The organism is Actinomyces sp. ZJ308, from assembly GCF_011752065.1.
Lineage (GTDB): Bacteria > Actinomycetota > Actinomycetes > Actinomycetales > Actinomycetaceae > Actinomyces.
Genome location: NZ_JAAIJY010000010.1, coordinates 68,522 through 88,501 on the forward strand (window position 1 = coordinate 68,522; position 19,980 = coordinate 88,501).

General features: G+C 66.5%; 20 protein-coding genes and 1 pseudogene. 11 read left to right on the top strand and 10 right to left on the bottom strand.

Translation table 11 applies throughout. The features are described 5' to 3' along the window. The first annotated feature begins 67 nt into the window (after positions 1 to 67). Entirely contained in the window at positions 68 to 1,084 is a 1,017-nt protein-coding gene (locus HCR68_RS06365; protein ID WP_167147755.1) for a LacI family DNA-binding transcriptional regulator, read from the top strand. A 3-nt stretch (positions 1,085 to 1,087) separates the two neighbouring features. Here the strand turns inward: HCR68_RS06365 and HCR68_RS06370 are convergent, their stop codons facing one another. Beyond that, positions 1,088 to 2,053, bottom strand: a complete 966-nt coding sequence (locus HCR68_RS06370) for a sugar phosphate isomerase/epimerase (protein WP_167147757.1) — start codon at positions 2,051 to 2,053, stop codon at positions 1,088 to 1,090. A 3-nt stretch (positions 2,054 to 2,056) separates the two neighbouring features. After that, positions 2,057 to 3,106, bottom strand: coding sequence for a Gfo/Idh/MocA family oxidoreductase (locus HCR68_RS06375; protein WP_167147760.1), 1,050 nt, complete (start codon positions 3,104 to 3,106; stop codon positions 2,057 to 2,059). 252 nt (positions 3,107 to 3,358) lie between these two features. On the opposite strand from HCR68_RS06375, the gene HCR68_RS06380 reads away from it, so the two are divergent. Then, positions 3,359 to 4,078, top strand: coding sequence for a nitroreductase family protein (locus tag HCR68_RS06380; protein ID WP_167147762.1), 720 nt, complete (start codon positions 3,359 to 3,361; stop codon positions 4,076 to 4,078). A 13-nt stretch (positions 4,079 to 4,091) separates the two neighbouring features. Here HCR68_RS06380 and HCR68_RS06385 read toward each other — a convergent pair whose 3' ends face one another. Further along, a complete protein-coding gene (locus HCR68_RS06385) occupies positions 4,092 to 5,093 on the bottom strand; it encodes a type II CAAX endopeptidase family protein (protein ID WP_167147765.1) in 1,002 nt (333 codons plus the stop codon). A gap of 103 nt (positions 5,094 to 5,196) precedes the next feature. Beyond that, positions 5,197 to 8,130, bottom strand: coding sequence for a UvrD-helicase domain-containing protein (locus HCR68_RS06390; RefSeq protein ID WP_167147768.1), 2,934 nt, complete (start codon positions 8,128 to 8,130; stop codon positions 5,197 to 5,199). Positions 8,131 to 8,274: 144 nt separating this feature from the next. On the opposite strand from HCR68_RS06390, the gene HCR68_RS06395 reads away from it, so the two are divergent. Next, positions 8,275 to 8,910: a DJ-1/PfpI family protein gene (locus HCR68_RS06395; RefSeq protein WP_167147770.1), complete on the top strand. Its 636-nt coding sequence runs from the start codon at positions 8,275 to 8,277 to the stop codon at positions 8,908 to 8,910. After that, the gene (locus HCR68_RS06400) at positions 8,891 to 9,376 is read left to right on the top strand and encodes a MarR family transcriptional regulator (RefSeq protein WP_167147772.1); all 486 of its coding nucleotides are present in this window, start codon (positions 8,891 to 8,893) and stop codon (positions 9,374 to 9,376) included. The genes HCR68_RS06395 and HCR68_RS06400 overlap by 20 nt, the downstream gene beginning before the upstream one ends. A gap of 29 nt (positions 9,377 to 9,405) precedes the next feature. Here HCR68_RS06400 and HCR68_RS06405 read toward each other — a convergent pair whose 3' ends face one another. From HCR68_RS06405 to HCR68_RS06420, 4 genes are read right to left on the bottom strand one after another with little or no spacing between them, the layout of a single operon-like run. Continuing rightward, the gene (locus HCR68_RS06405; protein WP_167147776.1) at positions 9,406 to 10,776 is read right to left on the bottom strand and encodes a ferric reductase; all 1,371 of its coding nucleotides are present in this window, start codon (positions 10,774 to 10,776) and stop codon (positions 9,406 to 9,408) included. Further along, on the bottom strand, positions 10,773 to 11,468 hold the full coding sequence (locus HCR68_RS06410) for a flavodoxin (RefSeq protein WP_167147779.1): 696 nt from the start codon (positions 11,466 to 11,468) through the stop codon (positions 10,773 to 10,775). The genes HCR68_RS06405 and HCR68_RS06410 overlap by 4 nt, the downstream gene beginning before the upstream one ends. A gap of 28 nt (positions 11,469 to 11,496) precedes the next feature. Beyond that, complete coding sequence (locus HCR68_RS06415) at positions 11,497 to 11,925, bottom strand: nuclear transport factor 2 family protein (RefSeq protein WP_167147782.1); 429 nt, start codon at positions 11,923 to 11,925, stop codon at positions 11,497 to 11,499. 44 nt (positions 11,926 to 11,969) lie between these two features. Further along, the gene (locus HCR68_RS06420; RefSeq protein ID WP_167147785.1) at positions 11,970 to 12,719 is read right to left on the bottom strand and encodes an NAD(P)H-binding protein; all 750 of its coding nucleotides are present in this window, start codon (positions 12,717 to 12,719) and stop codon (positions 11,970 to 11,972) included. Between the two features lie 387 nt (positions 12,720 to 13,106). Here HCR68_RS06420 and HCR68_RS06425 point away from each other — a divergent pair. Together HCR68_RS06425 and HCR68_RS06430 are read left to right on the top strand one after the other, a co-directional pair. Continuing rightward, positions 13,107 to 13,250, top strand: a pseudogene (locus HCR68_RS06425) (NADP-dependent oxidoreductase); the annotation flags it as partial. An 83-nt stretch (positions 13,251 to 13,333) separates the two neighbouring features. Next, positions 13,334 to 13,783, top strand: a complete 450-nt coding sequence (locus HCR68_RS06430) for a MarR family transcriptional regulator (protein WP_243858968.1) — start codon at positions 13,334 to 13,336, stop codon at positions 13,781 to 13,783. Between the two features lie 4 nt (positions 13,784 to 13,787). Here HCR68_RS06430 and HCR68_RS06435 read toward each other — a convergent pair whose 3' ends face one another. Further along, a complete protein-coding gene (locus HCR68_RS06435) occupies positions 13,788 to 14,081 on the bottom strand; it encodes a nucleotidyltransferase domain-containing protein (RefSeq protein WP_167147787.1) in 294 nt (97 codons plus the stop codon). Positions 14,082 to 14,188: 107 nt separating this feature from the next. Then, entirely contained in the window at positions 14,189 to 14,875 is a 687-nt protein-coding gene (locus HCR68_RS06440; RefSeq protein WP_167147790.1) for a GntR family transcriptional regulator, read from the bottom strand. 182 nt (positions 14,876 to 15,057) lie between these two features. Between HCR68_RS06440 and HCR68_RS06445 the strand changes: the two genes are divergently transcribed. From HCR68_RS06445 to HCR68_RS06465, 5 genes are read left to right on the top strand one after another with little or no spacing between them, the layout of a single operon-like run. Next, the gene (locus HCR68_RS06445) at positions 15,058 to 16,056 is read left to right on the top strand and encodes an ROK family protein (protein WP_167147793.1); all 999 of its coding nucleotides are present in this window, start codon (positions 15,058 to 15,060) and stop codon (positions 16,054 to 16,056) included. Positions 16,057 to 16,058: 2 nt separating this feature from the next. After that, positions 16,059 to 17,414, top strand: coding sequence for a sugar porter family MFS transporter (locus HCR68_RS06450; protein ID WP_167147796.1), 1,356 nt, complete (start codon positions 16,059 to 16,061; stop codon positions 17,412 to 17,414). After that, positions 17,411 to 18,211 carry an alpha/beta hydrolase gene (locus HCR68_RS06455; protein WP_167147799.1) on the top strand — a complete coding sequence of 267 codons (801 nt, stop codon included), beginning with the start codon at positions 17,411 to 17,413 and terminating at the stop codon, positions 18,209 to 18,211. Before HCR68_RS06450 ends, HCR68_RS06455 begins: the two co-directional genes overlap by 4 nt. Further along, complete coding sequence (locus HCR68_RS06460; RefSeq protein ID WP_167147802.1) at positions 18,208 to 19,128, top strand: alpha/beta hydrolase; 921 nt, start codon at positions 18,208 to 18,210, stop codon at positions 19,126 to 19,128. The genes HCR68_RS06455 and HCR68_RS06460 overlap by 4 nt, the downstream gene beginning before the upstream one ends. Further along, complete coding sequence (locus tag HCR68_RS06465; protein ID WP_167147805.1) at positions 19,125 to 19,832, top strand: N-acetylmannosamine-6-phosphate 2-epimerase; 708 nt, start codon at positions 19,125 to 19,127, stop codon at positions 19,830 to 19,832. Before HCR68_RS06460 ends, HCR68_RS06465 begins: the two co-directional genes overlap by 4 nt. Positions 19,833 to 19,980 lie beyond the last annotated feature (148 nt).

Below are 19,980 nucleotides of genomic sequence, written 5' to 3' on the forward strand. Positions count from 1 at the left end.
TCCCGGTCAAGGCCGACCAGGCGGCGCCCGGATCGGTGGCGCCGGCCATGCCGGTAGGCTCGGGCCCATGAGCACGGCGCACCCGCGTAAGCCCGGCCTGAAGGAGGTCGCGGCGCTGGCCGGTGTGTCCACGGCGACGGTCAGCTATGTCCTGTCCGGCAAGCGAGCCGTGTCGGCGACGACGGCCCAGCGCGTGCACGCGGCGATCGAGGAGCTGGGCTACAGGCCCAACCGCTCCGCCGCAGCGCTGCGCTCGGGCCGCTCCTCGACGATCGTTCTGCTCATCCCGGACGTGACGAACCCCTTCTACACCGAGCTCGTCGTGGGGGTTGAGGAGCGAGCCGCCGACCACGACCTGGCGGTGGTGCTGCGCAACGCCAACCTCGACCCATCCCGCGAGCGCGCCTACCTCGCCGACGCCCTGTCCCTAGACGTGGCCGCCGTCCTGTGCGCCCCCTTCACACCGGTTCTGCTCACGGACGTGCCCGCGAGCAGGGGCGGGCGGCCACCGGTCGTCCTGCTCGATGAGGCCATCGACGGCGACGCGGCGGCCCGGGTCAGCAGTGACAACGTGCGCGGCGGAGAGCTGGTCGCCGAGCACTTCGCCTCCCTGGGGTGCGCGCGCGCCGCCGTCGTCGGCGCCCCCGAGGGGATGCCGACGTCGGTGGAACGCATCAACGCCTTCAGACGCCGGGCGGCGGAGCTGGGGATCGAGGTCCCCGAGCGGGCGGTGGCACGGGCCCTCAGGCGCACCGGTGACGCGATCGCCCAGGCCGGCGCCATCATCGACGACGTGGCGGGCATCGACGCCTTCTTCGCGGGCGATGACCTGCTGGCGATCACGCTCGTGCGCGAGCTGCGTCGCCGCGGACTGGCGGTACCCGACGACGTCGCCGTGTGCGGCTTCGACGACATCCCCTGGGCGGCGCTCGTGACGCCCACGCTGACCACGGTGCGCCAACGGGCGCGGGAGATGGGACGACGCGGCGTCGACTCCGCCATGTCGCTCCTGGAGGGTCGGGAGGTCGAGGACGTCGTCCTTCCGGTCGAGCTCATGGTGCGGGACTCGACGGCGCCCCGCTGACCCCTACACGTCCTGCGGCTTCCAGCTGGGCTCGGCCACCGGCATGACCTCGCCCATGAGGGCGACGGTGGAGGCCAGGGCCTCGACGGCGTCGTAGAGGACGTCCTCGTGCTCGATGGCCAGCACGCCGTCGTAGCCGCAGGCGCGCAGGTCGGAGAAGAGGCGTCCCCAGAACTGGCGCCCGCCCTCGTGACCGAGCCCGAGGGTGACGTAGTTCCAGGAACGGGTCGAGGCCCGATCGACGCTCTGGGTGTCAAGACGGCCGTTGACCGCCGTGATCCGCTCGTTGACGCGGGTGTCCTTGGCGTGGACGTTGTGGACCGCTCCGGTGAGCTCACCGACCATGGCGATCGGGTCGGCCCCCATCCACATGGGGTGGGAGGGGTCCAGGTTGGCGCCGACGACGTCGCCGACCTCCTCGCGCAGGCGCAGCAGGGTGGCCGTGTTGTAGACGAGCTGGTTGCCGTGCATCTCGACGGCGAAGCGCACGCCCCGCTCCCGGCCGTAGGCGGCCAGGTCCTTCCAGTAGGGGATGGCGACCTCCTCCCACTGGTAGGCCAGGACCTCCTGGGTCTCGGGAGGCCATGAGGTGGTCACCCAGTTGGGGGTCCTCTCCCCCGGGGCCCCGCCGGGAAGGCCTGACATGAGGACGACGGTGCCCACGCCGAGCAGCGAGGCGAGGTCCACGGTGGAGTGGACGAGCCCGTCGATCTTCTTCCCGATGACGGGGTGGAGCTGGTTGCCGTTGATGTTGAGGGCGCTGATGCGCAGGCCGCGCTCGGCGATCGCGCCGGTGAACCTGTCGCGGGCGGCGGCGTCGGCGAGCAGGCCGCGCACGTCGCAGTGAGGCGCCGAGGACCAGCCGCCGGTGGGCAGCTCGATCGCGGAGATGCCGAGCCCGGCGGCCGTATCGAGCATCTCCTCGAAGGGCAGGGAGGCCAGGGAGTCCGTGACGAGTCCGAGTTCCATGGCTCAGTCCTCCTCGCCCATGACGGACTCGATGGAGGGGACCTGGATGCGGGCGCCGTCCTCGTTCATGGAACGCACGAGGGCCTCGGCGACGATCGTGGTGCGCAGGGAGTCCCGGGCGGTGGCGGCCTCCTCGGGGATGGTCCCGTTCAGGGAGGCCTCGACCCAGGCGGCGAGCTCGGCCCGGTAGGCGGCCGCGAAGCGGGGACGCCAGTCGGCGGGGTAGGCCGAGCGCCGGCTCAGGTCGGTGGAGACGATGTACTCCTCGGCCTCGATGAGGGCGGGGACGGGAGGCATCTCGATGCTGCCGCGCTCGCAGACGAGCTCGCAGCGCACGTCGTAGCCGTACTGGGCATGGACTTGGAGCTCGACGGTGTGCAGGACGCCGTCGGCCGAGCGCATGAGGAGGAGCTGGGGGTCGATGCGCTCGTCGATGAGGGAGGAGGGCCGCCCGGAGAGCCACTGGACCTCGGTGATGGGGCTGCCGGCGAGCCAGGGCAGGACGTCGATCTCGTGGACGGCGGAGTTGGTGACCGTGGCGGAGGAGTCCTGACCGGGGTAGGCCTCGACGTTGCGGTGGCAGGAGTGAGTCATGAGCAGGGCTCCCTCGCTGCCGGAGGCGATCCTCCTGCGCATGGCGAGGTAGCCGGGGTCGAAGCGGCGCATGAAACCGACGGTCAGGAGGGGGCGCGTCAGGGCGTCGTGCTTTCTGATGATGCGGACGGCCTCGTCCACCGTGGGGGTCAGGGGCTTCTCGCACAGGACGGGTAGCCCGGCGTCGAGGCCGGCATGGATGAGGTCGGCGTGGAAGGGGTCGGGGACGGCGATGATGACGGCGTCCACAGCCCCGGAGCCGATCATCTCGGTGCCGTCGGCAAAGACCTGATCGGCCCCGACCTCGGCAGCGAGGGTCGTGGCCCGGTCGACGTCGGCGTCGGCGACGGCGGCGAGCGAGGCGCCCCGCACGCCGCGGGCGAGGTTGTGGGCGTGGTCGGCCCCCATGACGCCGGTGCCGATGACTCCGACGCGCAGAGTGTCCTTGGGGTGTTCCATGGTGTCTTCCTCTCCGTTGAGAACCCGCCGGCCCGAGAGTGTGATATGTCAGGACAATGCCGGCAACACCAATGTAAACGTTTACGTCTTGTGATGCAATCCCCTTCCCCAGAACCTCATCGGCGAATGGGCGACTCGACACCTTCGGCCCCGGCGTCGTTCGCCATGCTTGCGTGCGACCCCGCGTCACACCCGAGACTGGCCGCGATCGCCCCGACCGCGGCCCCACCGCATCTCCAAGGAGCCACCACCGTGAACCCCGAAGCCTTCTCCGACCTGACAGCCGCCCGGCACTCCGTACGGGACTTCCGACCGGATCCCGTACCGACCGAGGTCGTCGACGAGATCCTGGAGGATGTCCGGCAGGCGCCGAGCTGGTCCAATACGCGTCCCTTCATGCTGGCGCTGGCCAGCGGGGAGCGGGCGGACCGCCTGCGCTCCGCCTACCTCGCCGAGTTCGACGCCTCTCTTCCCGTCCAGCACAAGAAGCGGGGGGCCATGGCACGCCTGGTTCTGAGCGGCAGGGCGCCCGACGGCGACTACCGGACCTGGGCGCCCTACCCTGCGGACCTGCTCCCCCATTCCCAGGCCGTCGGCGCTCAGCTGTACGCGCATATGGGTATCGCCCGGCAGGACCGCGATGCCCGCGACGCGGCCACCCGACGCAATTGCGAGGCCTTCGGCGCCCCGATCATCGGCTTCGTCCTGGTCCACAAGGGCCTCATGCCTTTCGCCGCGCTCGACGCCGGGATCATGCTCCAGACCCTGTTCCTGTCCGCCAAGGCCCACGGCGTCGACTCCTGTCCTCTCGGCGTCCTGGCCACCTGGCGCCGCCCCTTCGATGCCGAGTTCGAGGCGCCGGCCGACTACCGTCTCATCACCGGCTTCGCCCTGGGATACGCCTCCGACGCACCGGTCAACGACTTCCGGGCCGAGCGACGGGCCGTGCGCCTGGTACCGACCTGCAGGTGACCCGGGCGGGTCGTCACCGGCCGCGGCGCTCGACGGCACTGTCGCCCGCCGGGCGCCGCCAGCGGGGCGGGACGATGAGTCCGCGCCGGCGCACCGCCACCAGCATGGCCACACCGGCGGCCGTGCACAGCACGATCGCGACGAGGGAGCCCTCGATCCCCATGGTCCCGCCGGTGAGCAGGTCGGGGCCGGTGAAGCGGGCCTCGATGAGCCCGCGCCCTGTCCCGATGCCGGAGATGTCGGAGCCGAAGATGCCGCCCTGGACGAAGTTCCAGGCGATGTGCACCCCGATCGCCAGCCACAGGCGTCGGGTCAGCAGGTAGCAGGCGCCCAGCAGGATGCCCGCCTCCAGCATGATCGCCACGGCACCGAAGGCCGTGGCATGCGGGTTGCCGAGGTGGGCTGCACCGAAGAGCGCGGCGGTGATGCCCAGCGCCCACCAGGTCCCCAGCCATCCTTCGAGGATGCGCAGCAGCACCCCACGGGCGACGATCTCCTCAACGAACCCGGCATGGACTCCGGCGCCGAGACCGGTCAGGATCCCCGCGCTCCAGCCGATGTCCACCACCTGGTAGGAGCCGAGCAGGACCAGGACCGCGATGACGGCGCACATGAGCAGCGCCCCGATGGCCAGCCCGACGGCGAGCTCGCGCAGCGCCGCCCGGCGCCCACCGAGCTCGATAACGGGTCGCCCGCCGACGAAGCGCACCAGCAGCCAGTACCCGAGCAGGGCCAGTGGCGCCCCGGCGATCGCCATGACGAGCATGGAGCCCGGCAGAACCTCCGTGCCGCCGCCCGCCTTGAACCGCGTGAAACCGGTGATCAGCGCGAGGGCTCCAGCAAGGAGCTGGACGACGAAGGCGAGCAGGATCCCCAGAAGGAACTGGAGCCAACCGAGGCGCTCCGCCTTTCGCGGAGGAATGCGCCACTGGGGACTGACCGGAACGAGTCGGTCCAGAAGGTGACGAGGCCGTGCTTCTGCTGTAGAAGCCGGAGGAGGAACCACACTGCTCATGGCCGCAGTGTGCCCTCCCCGCCGGTGGCCGCGCCTCCCCCACCGGGAGGAACCGTCCCTGGTCCTGCACTCAGGGAGATCCCGGATACGGGAGCCTGGACGGTCAGATCTTGGTCACGGGGGCGTAGCGCAGGATGAGGCGCTTGGTGGCGGGGGCGCCGTCGATGACGAACTCGACGCGGGCGGTCAGGGATCGCCCCTTGCCCTCCAGCCCGACGACGGTGCCCACCCCGTAGGAGTCGTGACGCACCTGGTCCCCGGCCTTCAGCCCGGCCACGGCGGCGGGCAGGTCCTCGGTGGAGCCCGCTCTGCCTGCCCCGCCGACCGGAGAGGCGACCCCCTGCTTGCCGCGGGCCTCGAGGCGGGCCGAGGCTCGCTTGGCGGCCCGGTCCTGGGCGGTCTCGACGCGTCCCAGCTTGCCCGAGCGCTTAGCACCTCCTCCGACCGGTGGGGCGAAGTCATCGTCGTCGGCGTAGCCGCCGGAGTAGGAGTCCCGTCGCTCTCCTCCCGAGCGCCGCCCACCCGAGCCGAAGCCGCCCTCACCCCAGCTGCTCCCCCAGCCGGTGCCGCCGCCGCGCAGCGCCTCCATGGAGGAGGCCAGGCGCTTCCAGTCGATGGTCTCGTCCGGGACGTCGTCGAGGAAGCGGGAGGCGGGCATGGCGTTGGCGGTGCCCCAGGCCGAGCGCACGGCGGCGCGGGTGAGGTAGAGGCGCTCGCGGGCGCGGGTGAGGGCCACGTAGGCCAGGCGTCGCTCCTCGGCGAGCTCGGTCTCCTCTGTCAGGGAGCGGGTGTGCGGGAAGGTGCCGTCCTCCATGCCGGTGACGAAGACGACCGGGAACTCCAGGCCCTTGGCGGTGTGGACGGTCATGAGGGTGATCCGGCCCTGCTCCTCGGCCCGCCGGGCCTCCTCGTCCTCCAGGTCGGCGCTGGGCGGGAGCTGATCGGAGTCGGCCACGAGCGAGACGCGTTCGAGGAAGTCGGCCAGGGTGCCGTCGGGGTTGGCGGCCTGGAAGTCGCTGGCCACGGAGTGGAGCTCGGCGAGGTTCTCCACGCGGGTGGCGTCCTGGGGGTCGTCGCTGGCGCGCAGCTCGGAGAGGTAGCCGGAGGCGTCCAGGGCGGAGTCCAGGACGTCGGCGACGCCGTCGCCGGCGGTGACCATGTGCCGCAGGGTGGTGAGCAGCTCGTGGAAGCCGCGCACCTGGTTGCGGGCCCGAGTGGTCAGTCCCTCAACCTCGGGCGGCTCGCCGGCCTCAGTGGAGGACGGGGCCTGCCCGTCCGCGTCGCCCCCGTTGGCCTGCGCCTCGCGAGGGGCTCCGGCGGCGTCGGCGACGGCCTGTCCGAAGGAGACGGCGTAGCGGGCGGCGTGCTCGGCCAGGGCGCCCTCGGCCTTGTCCCCCAGGCCCCGTTTGGGGACGTTGAGGATGCGGCGCAGGTTGACGTCGTCATCGGGGTTGTCGACGGCGCGCAGGTAGGCGATGGCGTCCTTGATCTCGCGGCGGTCGTAGAAGCGGGTGCCGCCGATGACCTTGTAGGGCTGGCCGGAGCGTATGAAGGCCTCTTCGAGGGCGCGGGACTGGGCGTTGGTGCGGTAGAAGACGGCGACGTCGCGGGGGCGCACGCCGTGCTCGTCGGCCAGGCGGTCGACCTCCTGGCTGATCCAGCGGGCCTCGTCGTGCTCGGAGTCGGCGACGTAGCCGGTGATGGGAGCGCCGTCGCCGGCGGCGGTCCACAGGTTCTTCTCGCGCCGTCCGCTGTTGCGGGAGATGACGGCATTGGCGGCCGAGAGGATGTTCTGGGTGGAGCGGTAGTTCTGCTCCAGCAGGATGGTGCGCGCCGTCGGGTAGTCCTGCTCGAACTCCTCGATGTTGCGGATGGTGGCGCCGCGGAAGGCGTAGATGGACTGGTCGGAGTCGCCGACGACGGTGAGCTCGCCGGGCGCCGGCGCCGAACCCGCCCCGGAGGTGCCGGGCCCGCCGACGAGCTCGCGCACGAGGACGTACTGGGCGTGGTTGGTGTCCTGGTACTCGTCGACCAGGATGTGGCGGAAGCGGCGCCGGTACATCTCGGCGACGGCCGGGCGCATCTGGAGCAGGGCGACGGTGCGCATGATGATGTCGTCGAAGTCCAGGGCGTTGGCGGCGCTCAGGCGCTCGGCGTAGGCGCGGTAGACCTCGGCCAGGTGGCGCTCGAGGGGGTTGGAGGTGACGGCCCTCTCGGCGAACTGGGCCGGGGTGATGAGCTCGTTCTTGAGGTCGGAGATGCGGTGGGCGAAGGTCTTGGGGGTGAAGCGCTTGGGGTCGATGCCCAGCTCGCGCACGATGAGGGTGATGAGGCGGGTGGAGTCGGCGGCGTCGTAGATGGAGAAGGTGGAGCGCAGGCCGGCGGCCTCGTGCTCTCGGCGCAGGATGCGCACGCAGGCGGAGTGGAAGGTGGAGACCCACATGCGCTCGCCGGCGGGCCCCACCAGGGCGGTGACGCGCTCGCGCATCTCCGCGGCGGCCTTGTTGGTGAAGGTGATGGCCAGGATCTCGCCGGGGCGGGCGCGACCGGTGGCGATGAGGTGGGCGATGCGGTGGGTCAGGACCCGGGTCTTGCCCGATCCGGCCCCGGCGATGATGAGCAGCGGCGCGCCCGAGTGGGTGACGGCGGCCTCCTGGGCGGGATTGAGACCGCGAACCAGCTCGGCCGGGTCCGAGACCGTCACGCCCCAGGAAGGACCGGATGGGCGGCCCGACGGCGCGGCCTCGCCGGCCCGAGCACGGGCCGCGGCGGCGTTGGCCTGGGCCCGGGCGACCAGGGCGGCGACCTCGTCCTGGCGCTCCTCCCAGGTGGAGGTGGCGGCGGCCTCATCCTCGGGCGGCGGGGCGTCCTCGGGGCCCCAGTCCTCCTCGGGCGCCTCGACGTCGGCCCAGGAGTCGTCATCGAAGGCCCCGCCGGCGGGAATGAGGGCGGGCAGCGCCGCCTCGGGCGGCGGGGTCGCCGGATCGCTGGATCCGGGCATGGGCAGGGCACCGAAGAGGGAGTTCATCGCGTTCATCTCGGAGCCAAGCCTAGGCCAGGCCACCGACACGTTCCGCACTCAGCCGCTCCACCCCCTCTATTGACAGCACACTGTCGATATTGACAGTATGTTGTCATCTGCGATCAATGGACCACGACCGACGGCCGAGGAGGAGCCGAGATGCGGACCATCGCCCTGTACACGACTGAGACCATGGCGGACTGGGAGTACGCCTACCTCACTACTCAGCTCGCCGGTGCGGAGAGGCTCAAGCCCGGGCGGTTCCGGCTGCTGCTCGTGGGCGACGGTCTGGAGCCGGTGCGCACCCTCGGGAACCTGCCGCTCACGCCGGAGGCCGATCTCGATGACCTGGAGGCGCTCACCGGCGACGGCTCGCTCGCCGCCCTGGTCATCCCCGGAGGGGACCACTACGCCTCCGGGCACGAGCGGCTCATCGAGGCTGTCGAGCGTCTCACAGGCAGAGGGGTTCCGGTGGCGGCGATCTGCGGCGCCACGCTCCTGCTGGCCCGCGCCGGCTTCCTGGATGAGCGTCGGCACACCTCGAATGCGGCCTCGTACCTTGAGTCCACCGGATACCTCGGCGGGGCGCGCTACGTGGAGGCTCCAGTGGTGACCGACCGGGGCGTGACGACAGCCTCGGGCATCCACGCCGTCCCCTTCACCGCTGAGGTCATGCGGGTCACCGGACTCGTGCCCATCTCGATGGCCGATGCCTGGGAGGAGCTGTTCCTCAGTGGCGACGAGAAGCACTACGCGGCTCTGATGGAGGCGACCAGTGCCTGGCAGAACGCCTGAAGGTGATGCTCTGACAGCCCTGGTCCTTCCCGTCTTCGCACTCAACGGGGAGTTTCTGGAGGCGGCCGCGGCGATCACGGCGCCTCATGAGCTGACCCCCGCCCGGTGGCGGGTGCTGGGCGCCGTCCTGGACGAGCCGCTGCCGGTCGCCGAGATCGCGCGCCGGGTGGGCCTGGGGCTGAGCCGGCAGAGCGTTCAACGGGTCGCGAACGACGTCGTCGCCCGGGGTTGGGCGCACTGGCGGCCCAACCCCGGGCGACGCGGCCAGAACCTGCTCGGTCTGACGGCCAGGGGAAGGCGAGCAGTCGCGGCGCTGGCCACGCAGCAGCACGCCTGGGCCGACGCCGTCGGCCAGGAGATCGGCGAGAGGGATCTGAGGACCTTGGCCGCCCTGATCAGCCGGGTCACGGACGCCTCACGCCGCTACCGGCAGGCCACCAACGAGGGCTCACACGAGGCCTCGTAGATCAAGCCCCTGGCCCTCGCCCCGTCTCGTCACATGGTCAGGCGCTCGTCATGGAGATGAGCGCGTGGAACCCCGACCCGGTGGAGCGTACGACGCATCGCGATGACTGCCCGGGGAGGACCGACGATGAAGAACTGCCCGAGGGCCGTCTCACGGTCCTGCAGGATCCGGGTCAGGTCGTCTTCGGTGAAGCGGCGTTCTTGCACCGTGACGCGGGCATCATCCCGGTAGGGCGCGACCAGAGCCGTGGCGGCCTCACGATCGACGGGACGCACGCTCCACAGGAGGTGCACCGGCCGACGGCGCGCGTAGGTCTCGATCATGCTGAGAAGCGGCGCATTGCCCGCCCCCATCCCCACCAGGACGAGCGGACGATCACCGCCGGCCTCGGCGATACGGCCGAAGCGCCCGTAGGGTCCCTGCATCGCCACACGCGCACCGACAGGAAGCTCCGACAGGGAGCGGGTGAAGTCTCCGAGCTGGCGTATGAGGAAGCTCAAGCGCTCGGGATCGGCACCGGTCACCGAGAAGGGGTGCCAGTCCCCGGGCGTCCCTTGACGCCACAGGCGTGCCAGCGCCGCACCCCAGGAGCGCGGGACCACCTTGATGAAGACGACATCGCCCGGCTCCAGCCGGCTCATCGGAGCATCCGGGGCGAGCACGAGCCTGCGCAGGTCGGGGTTGAGACCCTCGTTGACCACGACGGTGGCTCGGGGCCGGCGTCGCCGCCAGGCCCACCACGCCCAGGCGATGAGGACCGCCGCGGTGACGACGTCGAGCAGGAGGAGAAAGCCCACGTACCCGCCGCGCAGCCGAACGAGGAGATGGGCGTGAACCAGGACCATCACCACGATGACGAGGTTGATCCGGTGGAGCCACACCCCCAGGCCGTGGGGCAGCAGATGCTCCAGCCAGGAGCGCAGCCTCGCGGCCCCGGGGACGTGGTCGACGATCCACCCCGACAGGAAGAACACCGCCAGGGACACCGTCGCGATCGACAGGTACCAGGCCCATATCCCCAGCCGGGCCCCGAGCGGGTCGACCCCGTAGGTGGAACGTTGGTGCAGCCAGGCCAGGACCAGGGCGGCCAGCCCCAGCATCCCGTGCAGGCCGTAGATGGAGGCGAGTCCCACCCGACGCTCCAGCCACCTCCACCTCAGGGACAGCACGATGGCCAGCAGCCACCAGACGTAGGCGATGATCCCGAGGGCAACCTCCTGGCGCATGACCAGCGGGCCCACGGCCTGGCTTCCGTAGGCGGCCACCAGGGGCAGAGGAAGCAGGACGGCCACGCCCCACAGTGTCAGGCGAGCCAGCAGATGCCTCCAGCGCAGCCGGGTGTCGGCGTCGGGCTGCGGCGACGGTGTCGGCTGGGAGTCGCCGGCGGCAGTCCTCGTCACAGCCCCAGTTCCGACAGCCAGGAGGTGACGGCCTGGGGCGCGCCGTCCATCTGGTCGCGTGAGATGGACAGGGCGTGGTCACTCACCGTGGCGCCCGAGGCGGCGCCGGCAATGGCCTCAGGGGTCCCGGATAGTCCGGAGCCACCGTGGGTGGAGAAGGGGATGATGGTCTTGCCCTTCAAGTCCGTCTGCTCCAGGAAGGTGTACAGGGGCATCGGGATGTCGGACCACCAGATGGGGTAGCCCAGGAAGATCGTGTCGTAGCTGCTCATGTCCGGCAGCTGCTGGATCTGCGGGCGCGCTTTGTCGTCCTGCTCCTTCCGCGCCTTGTCGATGAGCTGCTGGTGGTCCAGCGGGTAGGCCTCAACCGTCTCGATCCGTGCCGTCTGCGCCCTGGTGTCCTGGGCGATGAGCTGGGCGACGTACTGGGTGTTGCCCAGGGCCTGACCGTCCACCACGATGACGGAGTTCTCCTCCTCCTCGGTCAGACCGGTCGTCTTGTCCGTCTCAGGGACGGAGAAGTAGACGACGATCATGCGTGAGGAGTCGGTTGCGACGGCGACCTGGGAGGTCTTCCCGCGAGGCGTGTCCGACTCGTCCTCCCGTCCCAGGATCGAGCACCCGCCGATGGCCGCAAGGGCTGCGGCTGAGGACAGGGCGATGAAGGAACGGCGCGCAGTGGGTTGCGACATATCGGTGATCTCCAGTTTTCAGAGTGTTTCAGAGCGGTCGGGTCTCGCTGATGACGAAGTGCTGCTCGCGGCGGCTGATGAGCCACTTGCCGTCCGTCAGCACAAGGGTGTCGGTGTACCTGATGCTGTGGTCCGTCAGGACGTCCTTGCCGTCCTGCTCCTGAACCAGAAGGGCCTTGCCGTAGTGAATGTCGGTGGCGGTGTCGCCGTCGACGGTGATGACCTGCTGGCCGTTGAAGTGGTAGGCGGTCTTGACCGCAGCCATGGCTCCGCCGAAGAGCTCGACGAGCTTGTCCCGTCCGTCGAACTCCATCATGAGGGAGCCGTCGGCGGCGTAGACCTCGACGTGAGCGTCCGCAGTGAAGAGCTTGGCCTGTTCGGCCACGTCGATCTCCAGGATGGCGAAGAGGTCGATGACCTCGCGGATGGCTTCCTTGTGCTCTAAGAGAGTGGTCATGCTGATCCTCAGTTCTCTGTCGTTGGTTTCCTCTGGCGGGTCAGTCAGCCGGAGAAGCGGGCGACGTCGGCCTGGACGCGCTCGGGCTCATCAGCCAGGGGCACGTTGTTCGTGTCGAGCACGCCGTCGAGCGCGCCGGCCTCATCGGCTCGGGTGGAGGCGAAGAGCGCCTCGAAGTCGGTGACGGGGGAACCGGCGGCGGAGAAGATCTCGACCGTGCGGCGAGCCCCGGAGGGGTTGGTGACGGCCTCCAGGAGGACCTGGGCGATGTGGCGGCGGTCCACGCCGGGCCGGCCGGTGACGAGATCGCCCTGGCGAAGGTCGATGCGCTGGTCCTCCGGTCCCTGGTAGTCGAACCAGCCGGGCCGCACGATCGTGTAGGGGCGGCCTGAGACGCGCAGGAGGCGCTCGGCGCGTCGCTTCCACTCAATGAAGCCGTAGTGGCTCGGCCCCGAGGAGTGGCTCGTGTTCATGGCGGTCATGAGGCTGATATGAGCGTCGTTGTCGCCCAGCGCGTCGAGAAGAGCGGGAATGGCGGCGTAGAAGCTGCTCCCGTCCCCGTCCATGTCGCCCCCGTGGGTCAGAACGACGGCGTCGACGTCGCGCACGATCGGACGCAGGTCATCGGCCGAGACCGGGGAGGCCTCGACGACCTCGACGCCCGCGGGCGGCGAGCGCTCGGCACGGGCGGCGTTGCGACTCTGGGCACGGACGGTGAAACCGCGACTGAGCGCCTCCTCGACGACGACGCGGCCGACCTGGCCGGTGGAACCGATGACGAGAACCCTGGTCATGAATGACTCCGTTCGCGGTAGAGGACGAAAGTACGCGGAGCAGCTTGAGCGACGGAACCGAACGCGGCCACCACTGTCCCTGCGCAGCAGCTGGGCACGTCTTGTCGGACAGAGCGCGGATTCTCATCATTCTGCCGGTTCGTCCTGCACTGAACCAGGCACCAGTAGTGCCATGATGCAGGCCACTTATCTCAGTGGTTTCCCAGGATCGATCGATCTAGTTCGAATTTCGTACTAACTGCGTACGGTGTTCAGTGAAGGTCACCTCAGGCATCCTCACGGCGGAGCGCCTTCACTGCGGAGAAGCGAGCCCAGGAGAGTCCCATGAGTCGGATGCTTCAGCACCAGAGGTTCGGCGGCCCCGATGTTCTGGAGGAGTTCGAGGTGGCGGCGTCGCTGGGGGTCGCCGCGCAAACCACCTGCGGGGCGTTCAGGCGACTGGACTTGCAGGCCGACGACGTCGTCGTCATCAGCGCCGCCGCCGGCGGCGTGGGCTCTCTCGCCGTGCAGGTCGCCGCCAGCCGAGGGTCACGTGAACGGCAAGCTCGTTGTCAGCGTGCGCCGACAAGTGCTTGGCGTCGACAGCGAGGACCGCGCTGCAAGAGGAGGGTCATGTGGGGCAACCGCTTCACGATCAGCGCCTGATTCGGGCGCTGCGCGTCATGAACAGCGAGCTGGCCGCCAGCAACCGCGCCGTTGCAGGCCGACTGGGGCTCAATGAGAGCGACCTGGCCGTCCTGGACATTCTGCACCGGGAGGGCCCGCAAACACCGACCGCGCTGGCTCGTCGCACGAGGATGGCAACGACCACGATGGCCAGCGTCCTGAGGCGATTGAGCCACAACGGATGGATCGAACGCCGCCCCAACAAGAAGGACTTGCGGTCCTTCACCATTCAGGTGGCCAGTGCGGACCGGCTGGCCACGGTGTTCCGTCCTGCGAACGAGCGACTGACTGCGCTGGTTCAGGCCTGGCCCGCTCCCCAGGTCGATCAGCTGGTCACCTTCCTCGAGGAGGCAACGGCGGTGATCCGTGAGTCAGCGGACCGACTCGCCACCGACTGAAACATCAGGCTGCATAGACGTCCTCTACATTCTGCAACATCGACGCCTTGAAATAAGGATTCTTAACCGACTCCGCAACGATCAGGTCAATCTTCCTGCCGAAGATCCTCGTCAGCTCATCCCGCAGACCGAAGAAATCGGCAAATCGATCCTCACGCCCTGCTTGGAAGTCAACAAGAAAATCGATGTCGCTGGCGTGGGGATCGAAACGATCGGTCAGCACTGAGCCGAAAATACGCAGTCGAGCAACACCGAACCGGGCGCACGCCGCCGACAGCGCTTGAGCATCAATCGCCACTCTTGCAGAGACTAGCAAAGCAACACTCAAACGCAGACCTGTTTGCAACCAAGGGCTGCAGACACTTTAACGTTCACCACTTCCAGCCCCCACCTTAACAACCAAACTCATATGGCTAGTTCATACATATCGCCACGGTAGAGCGCCACCGTACGCTCAAGATTTTGCCCGCCCGAGACCTGTGCAGTGACAATAGTCTGCAGACATGGAGCAGCGGGCGCCACCTCGAGCAGTTCCGCCTCAGACGCACTGGGGAGTCGAGAGGACACGACGATACCAGTGCGCTCAATCTCTAGCTCATAGTGCCGCTCAATCAACTCATACAGCGACCCAGTCAGGTCACACCCAAGAATCTGAGGCAGGATTGCCGCATTAAGGACCGCAACCTCGAACCCGATAGGCACCCCGTCCCCCAATCGCACACGCCGCACTTCGGCCACGAAGCCGCTTTCATTGATGTCAAAGAACTCGCGCTCCACCTCATCCACAGGAGGCCGCAGACTGGCTGAAACCAGCCGACTACCCGCTTGCCGCCCGGATGCTTGCAGCGCCTCGGTGAACGAGGTTGACAGTCGCGCCATCTTTGTCACACGAGAACGCGCCACAAAGGTGCCTTTCCCAGGAACGCCATATAGTTGACCGCTCTCCGTAAGAATTTGCAGGGCACGACGCACCGTCATCGTCGACGCACCGAATCGCCGGGCCAGCTCCTTCTCAGTGGGAAGCTGCACCCCAGGGCCAGCCTCAACCGCCATCTCCGAGATCGCCTCACGGATGAGCTCATACTTATGCACGGACCCCTCCAGCTTTAAACAAGTTGTTCACAACCACTCTAGGACGGGTGTACCATCGAGCCAATCACCCTATGGTTAAGTAGATTACCATATGGTGACTTGCTAGGCCCTAAGACCTAGTAACCGCGAGATCTTGCCCTCTGACCCCGCGGATTGGACCAGCTCAAAGGAGAGTGAGTTTCATGCAGTCCCCACTGCATCAGGGCGATCACAGCATCCCACACGACGTCATCGCACTAGACATCGGCGGCACCAAGATCAACGCAGCCCTGGTGCGTATCAGCAGGAACGACGCTGAGATCATCGAGACTTCGACGACACCGACCGTCACATCAGACGGCAGCGGCGGCGTCCTTGCAGCAGCCGTCCGAGTGGCTAAGGACGTACTTGCGACCCATCCGGACACGCGCCTTGAAGCCGTGGGCATGTCCGCAGGCGGAGTCATCGACTCCACCCTCGGCGTCGTGACTCATGCCACCGAGACCATCCCCGGATGGAAAGGTGCGAACCTGGCAGAGCCTTTCACCGCCGAGTTCTCAGTTCCGTTCCGAGCGTTGAACGATGCCCACGCACATGGCCTGGGCGAGGCTCTCTTCGGAGCCGGCCGTGACCACCGCTCAATGATGATGGTCGCCGTCGGCACTGGGATAGGCGGCAGCATCGTGACCGACGGACACCTCCTGCAAGGATCTCACGGCGCAGCAGGGCACATCGGGCACATCGGCGTCAGTGAGGCCGAAGATCTGGAGTGCACTTGCGGACGCACCGGGCACATTGAAGGGCTAGCCTCGGGGCCTGGGATCCTGCGTATCGCAGCCAGGCTGAATGCCGGCGATGAGGCAACAAAGGACGGCAAAAGCCTGGCAAAAGCCGCAGAAGCAGGAAACACCGCCGCGCAGGAGGCCTACCGCATCGCTGGATTCGCGACTGGCAAAGTCATCGGCAGCCTGCTCAACACCATCGACGTTGACTTAGTCACTCTTGCAGGAGGCGTCACCGAGGCCTACAGCGGGTGGCTCGATGCACTGAGACAAGGCGTCGCCCATGACGCCATGGACGTCGTTGCCGATACACCCATCACCACCGCGACCCGCGGATCTCATGCAGCGCTATTGGGCGCTGCTGCATTCGCCCTGGACTCCGTGACGTCGGAGATCCCCGCTGAAGGGATGGAGGCCTGACAATGGCATCGTCTGGAACCCGAAACGGCCACGTCATCTGGGCCACGTCCATCATCGCACTGGGTGGTCTGCTCTTCGGCTACGACACCGGAGTCATCTCCGGAGCGTTACCCGCAATGACCGATTACTTCGGACTTACGCCCTTCACCTCAGGCGTCGTCGTCTCCTCCCTCACTGTCGGCGCCGCACTCGGAGCAATGTCCTCGGGGCGTCTGTCCGATAAGTTCGGACGCCGCCCCGTCCTCCTAGCAGCCTCCGTAGTATTCGTCCTCGGTTCATTGATGGCCGCCTTCTCGACATCAGTACCGATCATGGTGGTCTCCAGAGTCATCCTTGGCCTGGCAGTGGGGTGCGCCTCCAGCATCGTCCCCGTGTTCATCTCCGAACTCGCCCCCGCAGATCTGCGAGGTAGGCTCGTCAGCCTGAACCAGCTGATGATCGTCTCCGGCATTATGTTCGCTTATCTATCCAACTACGCTCTTGCCGGAATCAACCAGGACTGGCGATGGATGATAGGTCTGGCCGTGGTCCCCTCTCTTCTCCTGGGCATCGGTGTCTTCAGCCTGGCAGAGTCACCTCGCTGGCTCGCTATCAACGGTCGTGCCGATAAGGCGCGGCAAGTGCTGGAGAAGTTCCGCACTCCGGAAGAAGTCCAGAAAGAACTCGAGGACATTCGATCCAATGACCAGAGCAGCCAGTCCGATGGGTGGAAGGCGCTGCTCGATCCTCGACTGCGTCACGTACTGATCGCAGGCGTTGGCTTGCAGATCCTGGGACAGCTTACCGGCGTCAACGCCGTGGTCTACTACGCGCCATCCATCTTCGAAAGCGCTGGCCTCGGTGCCTCCTCGGCTCTTCTGGCCACAGTGGGTGTTGGAGTCATCAATCTTATCTTCACGGTCATCGGCATGGGTCTGGTCGACAAGATCGGCCGCACCAAGCTGCTTGCGGCGGGAGCCGCAGGACAAGCGATCTGCTTGGCTATCTTCGCCTTGCTCCTTATGGGGGGTATCAAGTCCGGCGCCACCTCCTTCATCGGCGTCGCCTGTATCTTCCTCTACATCGCTGCCGTCGCCGTCGGCCTGGACATCGTTGTCTTCATCATTCCCTCCGAGCTCTATCCACTAAGAATCCGTGCCACCGCTATGAGCCTGACCACCGGAGTGAACTGGACGCTGAGCTTCATCGTCTCATTGACCTTCCTCAGCCTCTTCGAGGCACTCGGTGGCGTGGGCACCTTCGGGATCTACGCTGTAGCAACGGCGCTCTTGGCCGTCTTCGCACTCAAGGTTATTCCTGAGACGCAGGGTAAGACTCTTGAGGACATTGAGCGCGAGTACGTCAGGAGAGAAGCATGACAAACGCAATTGGAATCGCTTGCATACGCACTACCAGACCTGAAGCACCTCAGCTCCTCCTCACTCACGGTGTCACTGACAACGCCGCATCACTTGCTGGCGAGCACCGACACTGGAGAGACGGTTATGATGTCACGTCAATTGACGCACGCGGACACGGCCTCTCCCCCCATTTCACCCTCGACGAGTTGAACGACCCGATCGGGCTGATGGTGGAGGATCTCATCACCCTCCTCGAGGACCGGGACCACAGCACGGCACGGATCCTGATCGGCCACTCGATGGGAGGCGCGGTCGCATCTGCCGTTGCTATCCGTCGTCCAGACCTGGTCGATGCCCTGGTCCTGGAGGAACCTGCCTGGTTATCCGAGAGCCAGAGGGCCTCCTACAGGAATGAAGCACCTGCACTGGCGGCTCGCATGGGGTGGATCGCGGAACACCCAGGTGAAGCACTGATTGAGAACCGAAAGAGCTACCCGGCCTGGGACCTCGAGGAGTCTTGCGCATGGTTGCAGGGAAAGATCCAGGTCGATCGAAACTTCGTCTGCACGGGGGAGGTCACCGTCCTTAGTTCCTGGGAAGAAATCGCCACGGCACTGAGTATGCCGACGCTGTTGGTGACTTCCGACGGCGACGATGTGCTCATCGGCGCGAAGGGACTCGAAAAAATTCACTCTCTCAACAACACTGCGATCCGGACAGCTGTCGTCCCTGGAGCATCCCATTGTGTCCGGCGGGATCAGCCGGGCAGATTCTACGCGGTGTGCGACTCATTCTTGAAGGAGGTCGCCTCATGACACTCACACCTTCTCGTCTTCTTGACTCTCAAGTGGCTGCGGCAGTGGTCGAGGTTCCTCCACAGACCACTTGGGATCCCCAGACAATGCGTGCAGCAGGAGCGGAGATCCTCGATCATGATGCACCCGTTCCTAAGGGAGTCACCCGCACGGTCCTCACGGTTCCGACCGAGGGAGGAGTACTGGAGCTGCGAGTGCACTCTCCCGAAAATGGAGATACTTCCGTCATTTTATCCATCCATGGCGGAGGATTCGTTGCCGGACAGGCCAAGTACGACGACTCATGGAACGCCATGCTGGCATCACGTACTGGCGCAACAGTTGTGAGCCCGAACTATCGGCTCGCTCCTGAGTCACCGTTCCCTCTTCCCCTTGAGGACTGCGCTACCGCCTGGAACTGGGTTGTTTCTCAGTATCCCGATGTGAGACGCATCGTTTACGGCGACTCCGCAGGAGGAAACCTAGCCGCAGGCCTCATCCTGCACTGCCGGGACACCAAAGCCACTATGCCTGACCATGCCTTTCTCATTGAACCAGTTCTTGATGATCGCCTGAACACCCCCTCAATGCGAGACGCTACCAGCACAGCCGTCTGGGATTTACCTAATGCAACCGCATCATGGAAAGCTTATCTTGGAGACCATGAACCGACACCCCATGCAGCACCAGCAAGGGAGGGAGATCTCTCAGGTTTTCCACCGACATTCCTTCTCGCCAATCAATGCGATCCACTCATGGACGAAGATCTTGCTTTTGGAAGAGCCTTGACGGAAGCGAACGTCCCCACCGAGATGGTTCTACTTCCCGGAACATGTCACGGAGTTCTCGGGCTCAGCGGACCGAAAATCGCGGAACGAGCAAGAGAGCTAGTCCTAAGAAGGTTGACTGAGATCATCGACGGCTGGAGAAACACATGATTGACATCGTTGAGGCTCTTCGCGGAAGACTCATCGTTTCATGTCAGGCTTATTCGGGAGAACCTATGCTCCACCCGAATACCATGGTACAGATCGCTCAGTCAGTGGTCCGCGGCGGGGCCGCAGGCGTACGTCTTAAGGGCCTGGAGGACCTGCGCCTAGCGCGACCGCTACTTCAGGTCCCCATCATAGGCCTGGTGAAGGTCGGTCAGAGAGGCGTCTACATCACCCCTACGCTGGACGACGCACTGGCTGTGGCCGAAACTGGCTGCGACATCGTGGCCATTGACGGCACACGCCGACCTCGTCCAGATGGACGATCGCTCAGGGATACCGTTACCGAGGTGAAACGTCAGTTTCCTGACATTCTCCTCATGGCGGACTGCGGTTCGCTGGATGACGGCCTGGCCAGTCAGGACGCAGGTGCCGATCTCGTGGGGACCACCTTGGCCGGCTATACCGGTGAACGCCCGACCACAGAGGGACCTGATCTGGAGCTGGTTGAAGAATTTTCTAACCGGCTCAGTGTTCCGATCATTGCTGAGGGACGCATCAACAATGCGACCCAGGCTGCACTGGCCCTCGATCGAGGTGCTACCGCTGTTACGGTCGGCACTGCGATCACACACCCGGCGTCTATCACTCGCTGGTTCTGCGATGGAATGACGCAAGATCTGGGCAAGCTGTCGGATTCCATTGGATAGGCAGCAGCACTAGCAAGCAGTCGTCAGGCCATCTCCTGCGAGGTCCCTCGGAATGGAGAGTTTGAGAGAGTGGTGGGTCCGTCAACCAGGTTGGCGGACCCACCCCAAAAACACAGCCCTTAAAACAATGTCCAAAAAACAAAAAGAA

Bases quoted from the DNA above. Each gene is read 5' to 3' on its own strand.
- HCR68_RS06455 (WP_167147799.1), top strand. From the start codon at position 17,411: ATGACAAACGCAATTGGAATCGCTTGCATACGCACTACCAGACCTGAA.
- HCR68_RS06450 (WP_167147796.1), top strand. From the start codon at position 16,059: ATGGCATCGTCTGGAACCCGAAACGGCCACGTCATCTGGGCCACGTCC.
- HCR68_RS06410 (WP_167147779.1), bottom strand. From the start codon at position 11,468: ATGTCGCAACCCACTGCGCGCCGTTCCTTCATCGCCCTGTCCTCAGCC.
- HCR68_RS06395 (WP_167147770.1), top strand. From the start codon at position 8,275: ATGCGGACCATCGCCCTGTACACGACTGAGACCATGGCGGACTGGGAG.
- HCR68_RS06370 (WP_167147757.1), bottom strand. From the start codon at position 2,053: ATGGAACTCGGACTCGTCACGGACTCCCTGGCCTCCCTGCCCTTCGAG.
- HCR68_RS06445 (WP_167147793.1), top strand. From the start codon at position 15,058: ATGCAGTCCCCACTGCATCAGGGCGATCACAGCATCCCACACGACGTC.
- HCR68_RS06460 (WP_167147802.1), top strand. From the start codon at position 18,208: ATGACACTCACACCTTCTCGTCTTCTTGACTCTCAAGTGGCTGCGGCA.
- HCR68_RS06465 (WP_167147805.1), top strand. From the start codon at position 19,125: ATGATTGACATCGTTGAGGCTCTTCGCGGAAGACTCATCGTTTCATGT.
- HCR68_RS06420 (WP_167147785.1), bottom strand. From the start codon at position 12,719: ATGACCAGGGTTCTCGTCATCGGTTCCACCGGCCAGGTCGGCCGCGTC.
- HCR68_RS06365 (WP_167147755.1), top strand. From the start codon at position 68: ATGAGCACGGCGCACCCGCGTAAGCCCGGCCTGAAGGAGGTCGCGGCG.
- HCR68_RS06375 (WP_167147760.1), bottom strand. From the start codon at position 3,106: ATGGAACACCCCAAGGACACTCTGCGCGTCGGAGTCATCGGCACCGGC.
- HCR68_RS06415 (WP_167147782.1), bottom strand. From the start codon at position 11,925: ATGACCACTCTCTTAGAGCACAAGGAAGCCATCCGCGAGGTCATCGAC.
- HCR68_RS06390 (WP_167147768.1), bottom strand. From the start codon at position 8,130: ATGAACGCGATGAACTCCCTCTTCGGTGCCCTGCCCATGCCCGGATCC.
- HCR68_RS06385 (WP_167147765.1), bottom strand. From the start codon at position 5,093: ATGAGCAGTGTGGTTCCTCCTCCGGCTTCTACAGCAGAAGCACGGCCT.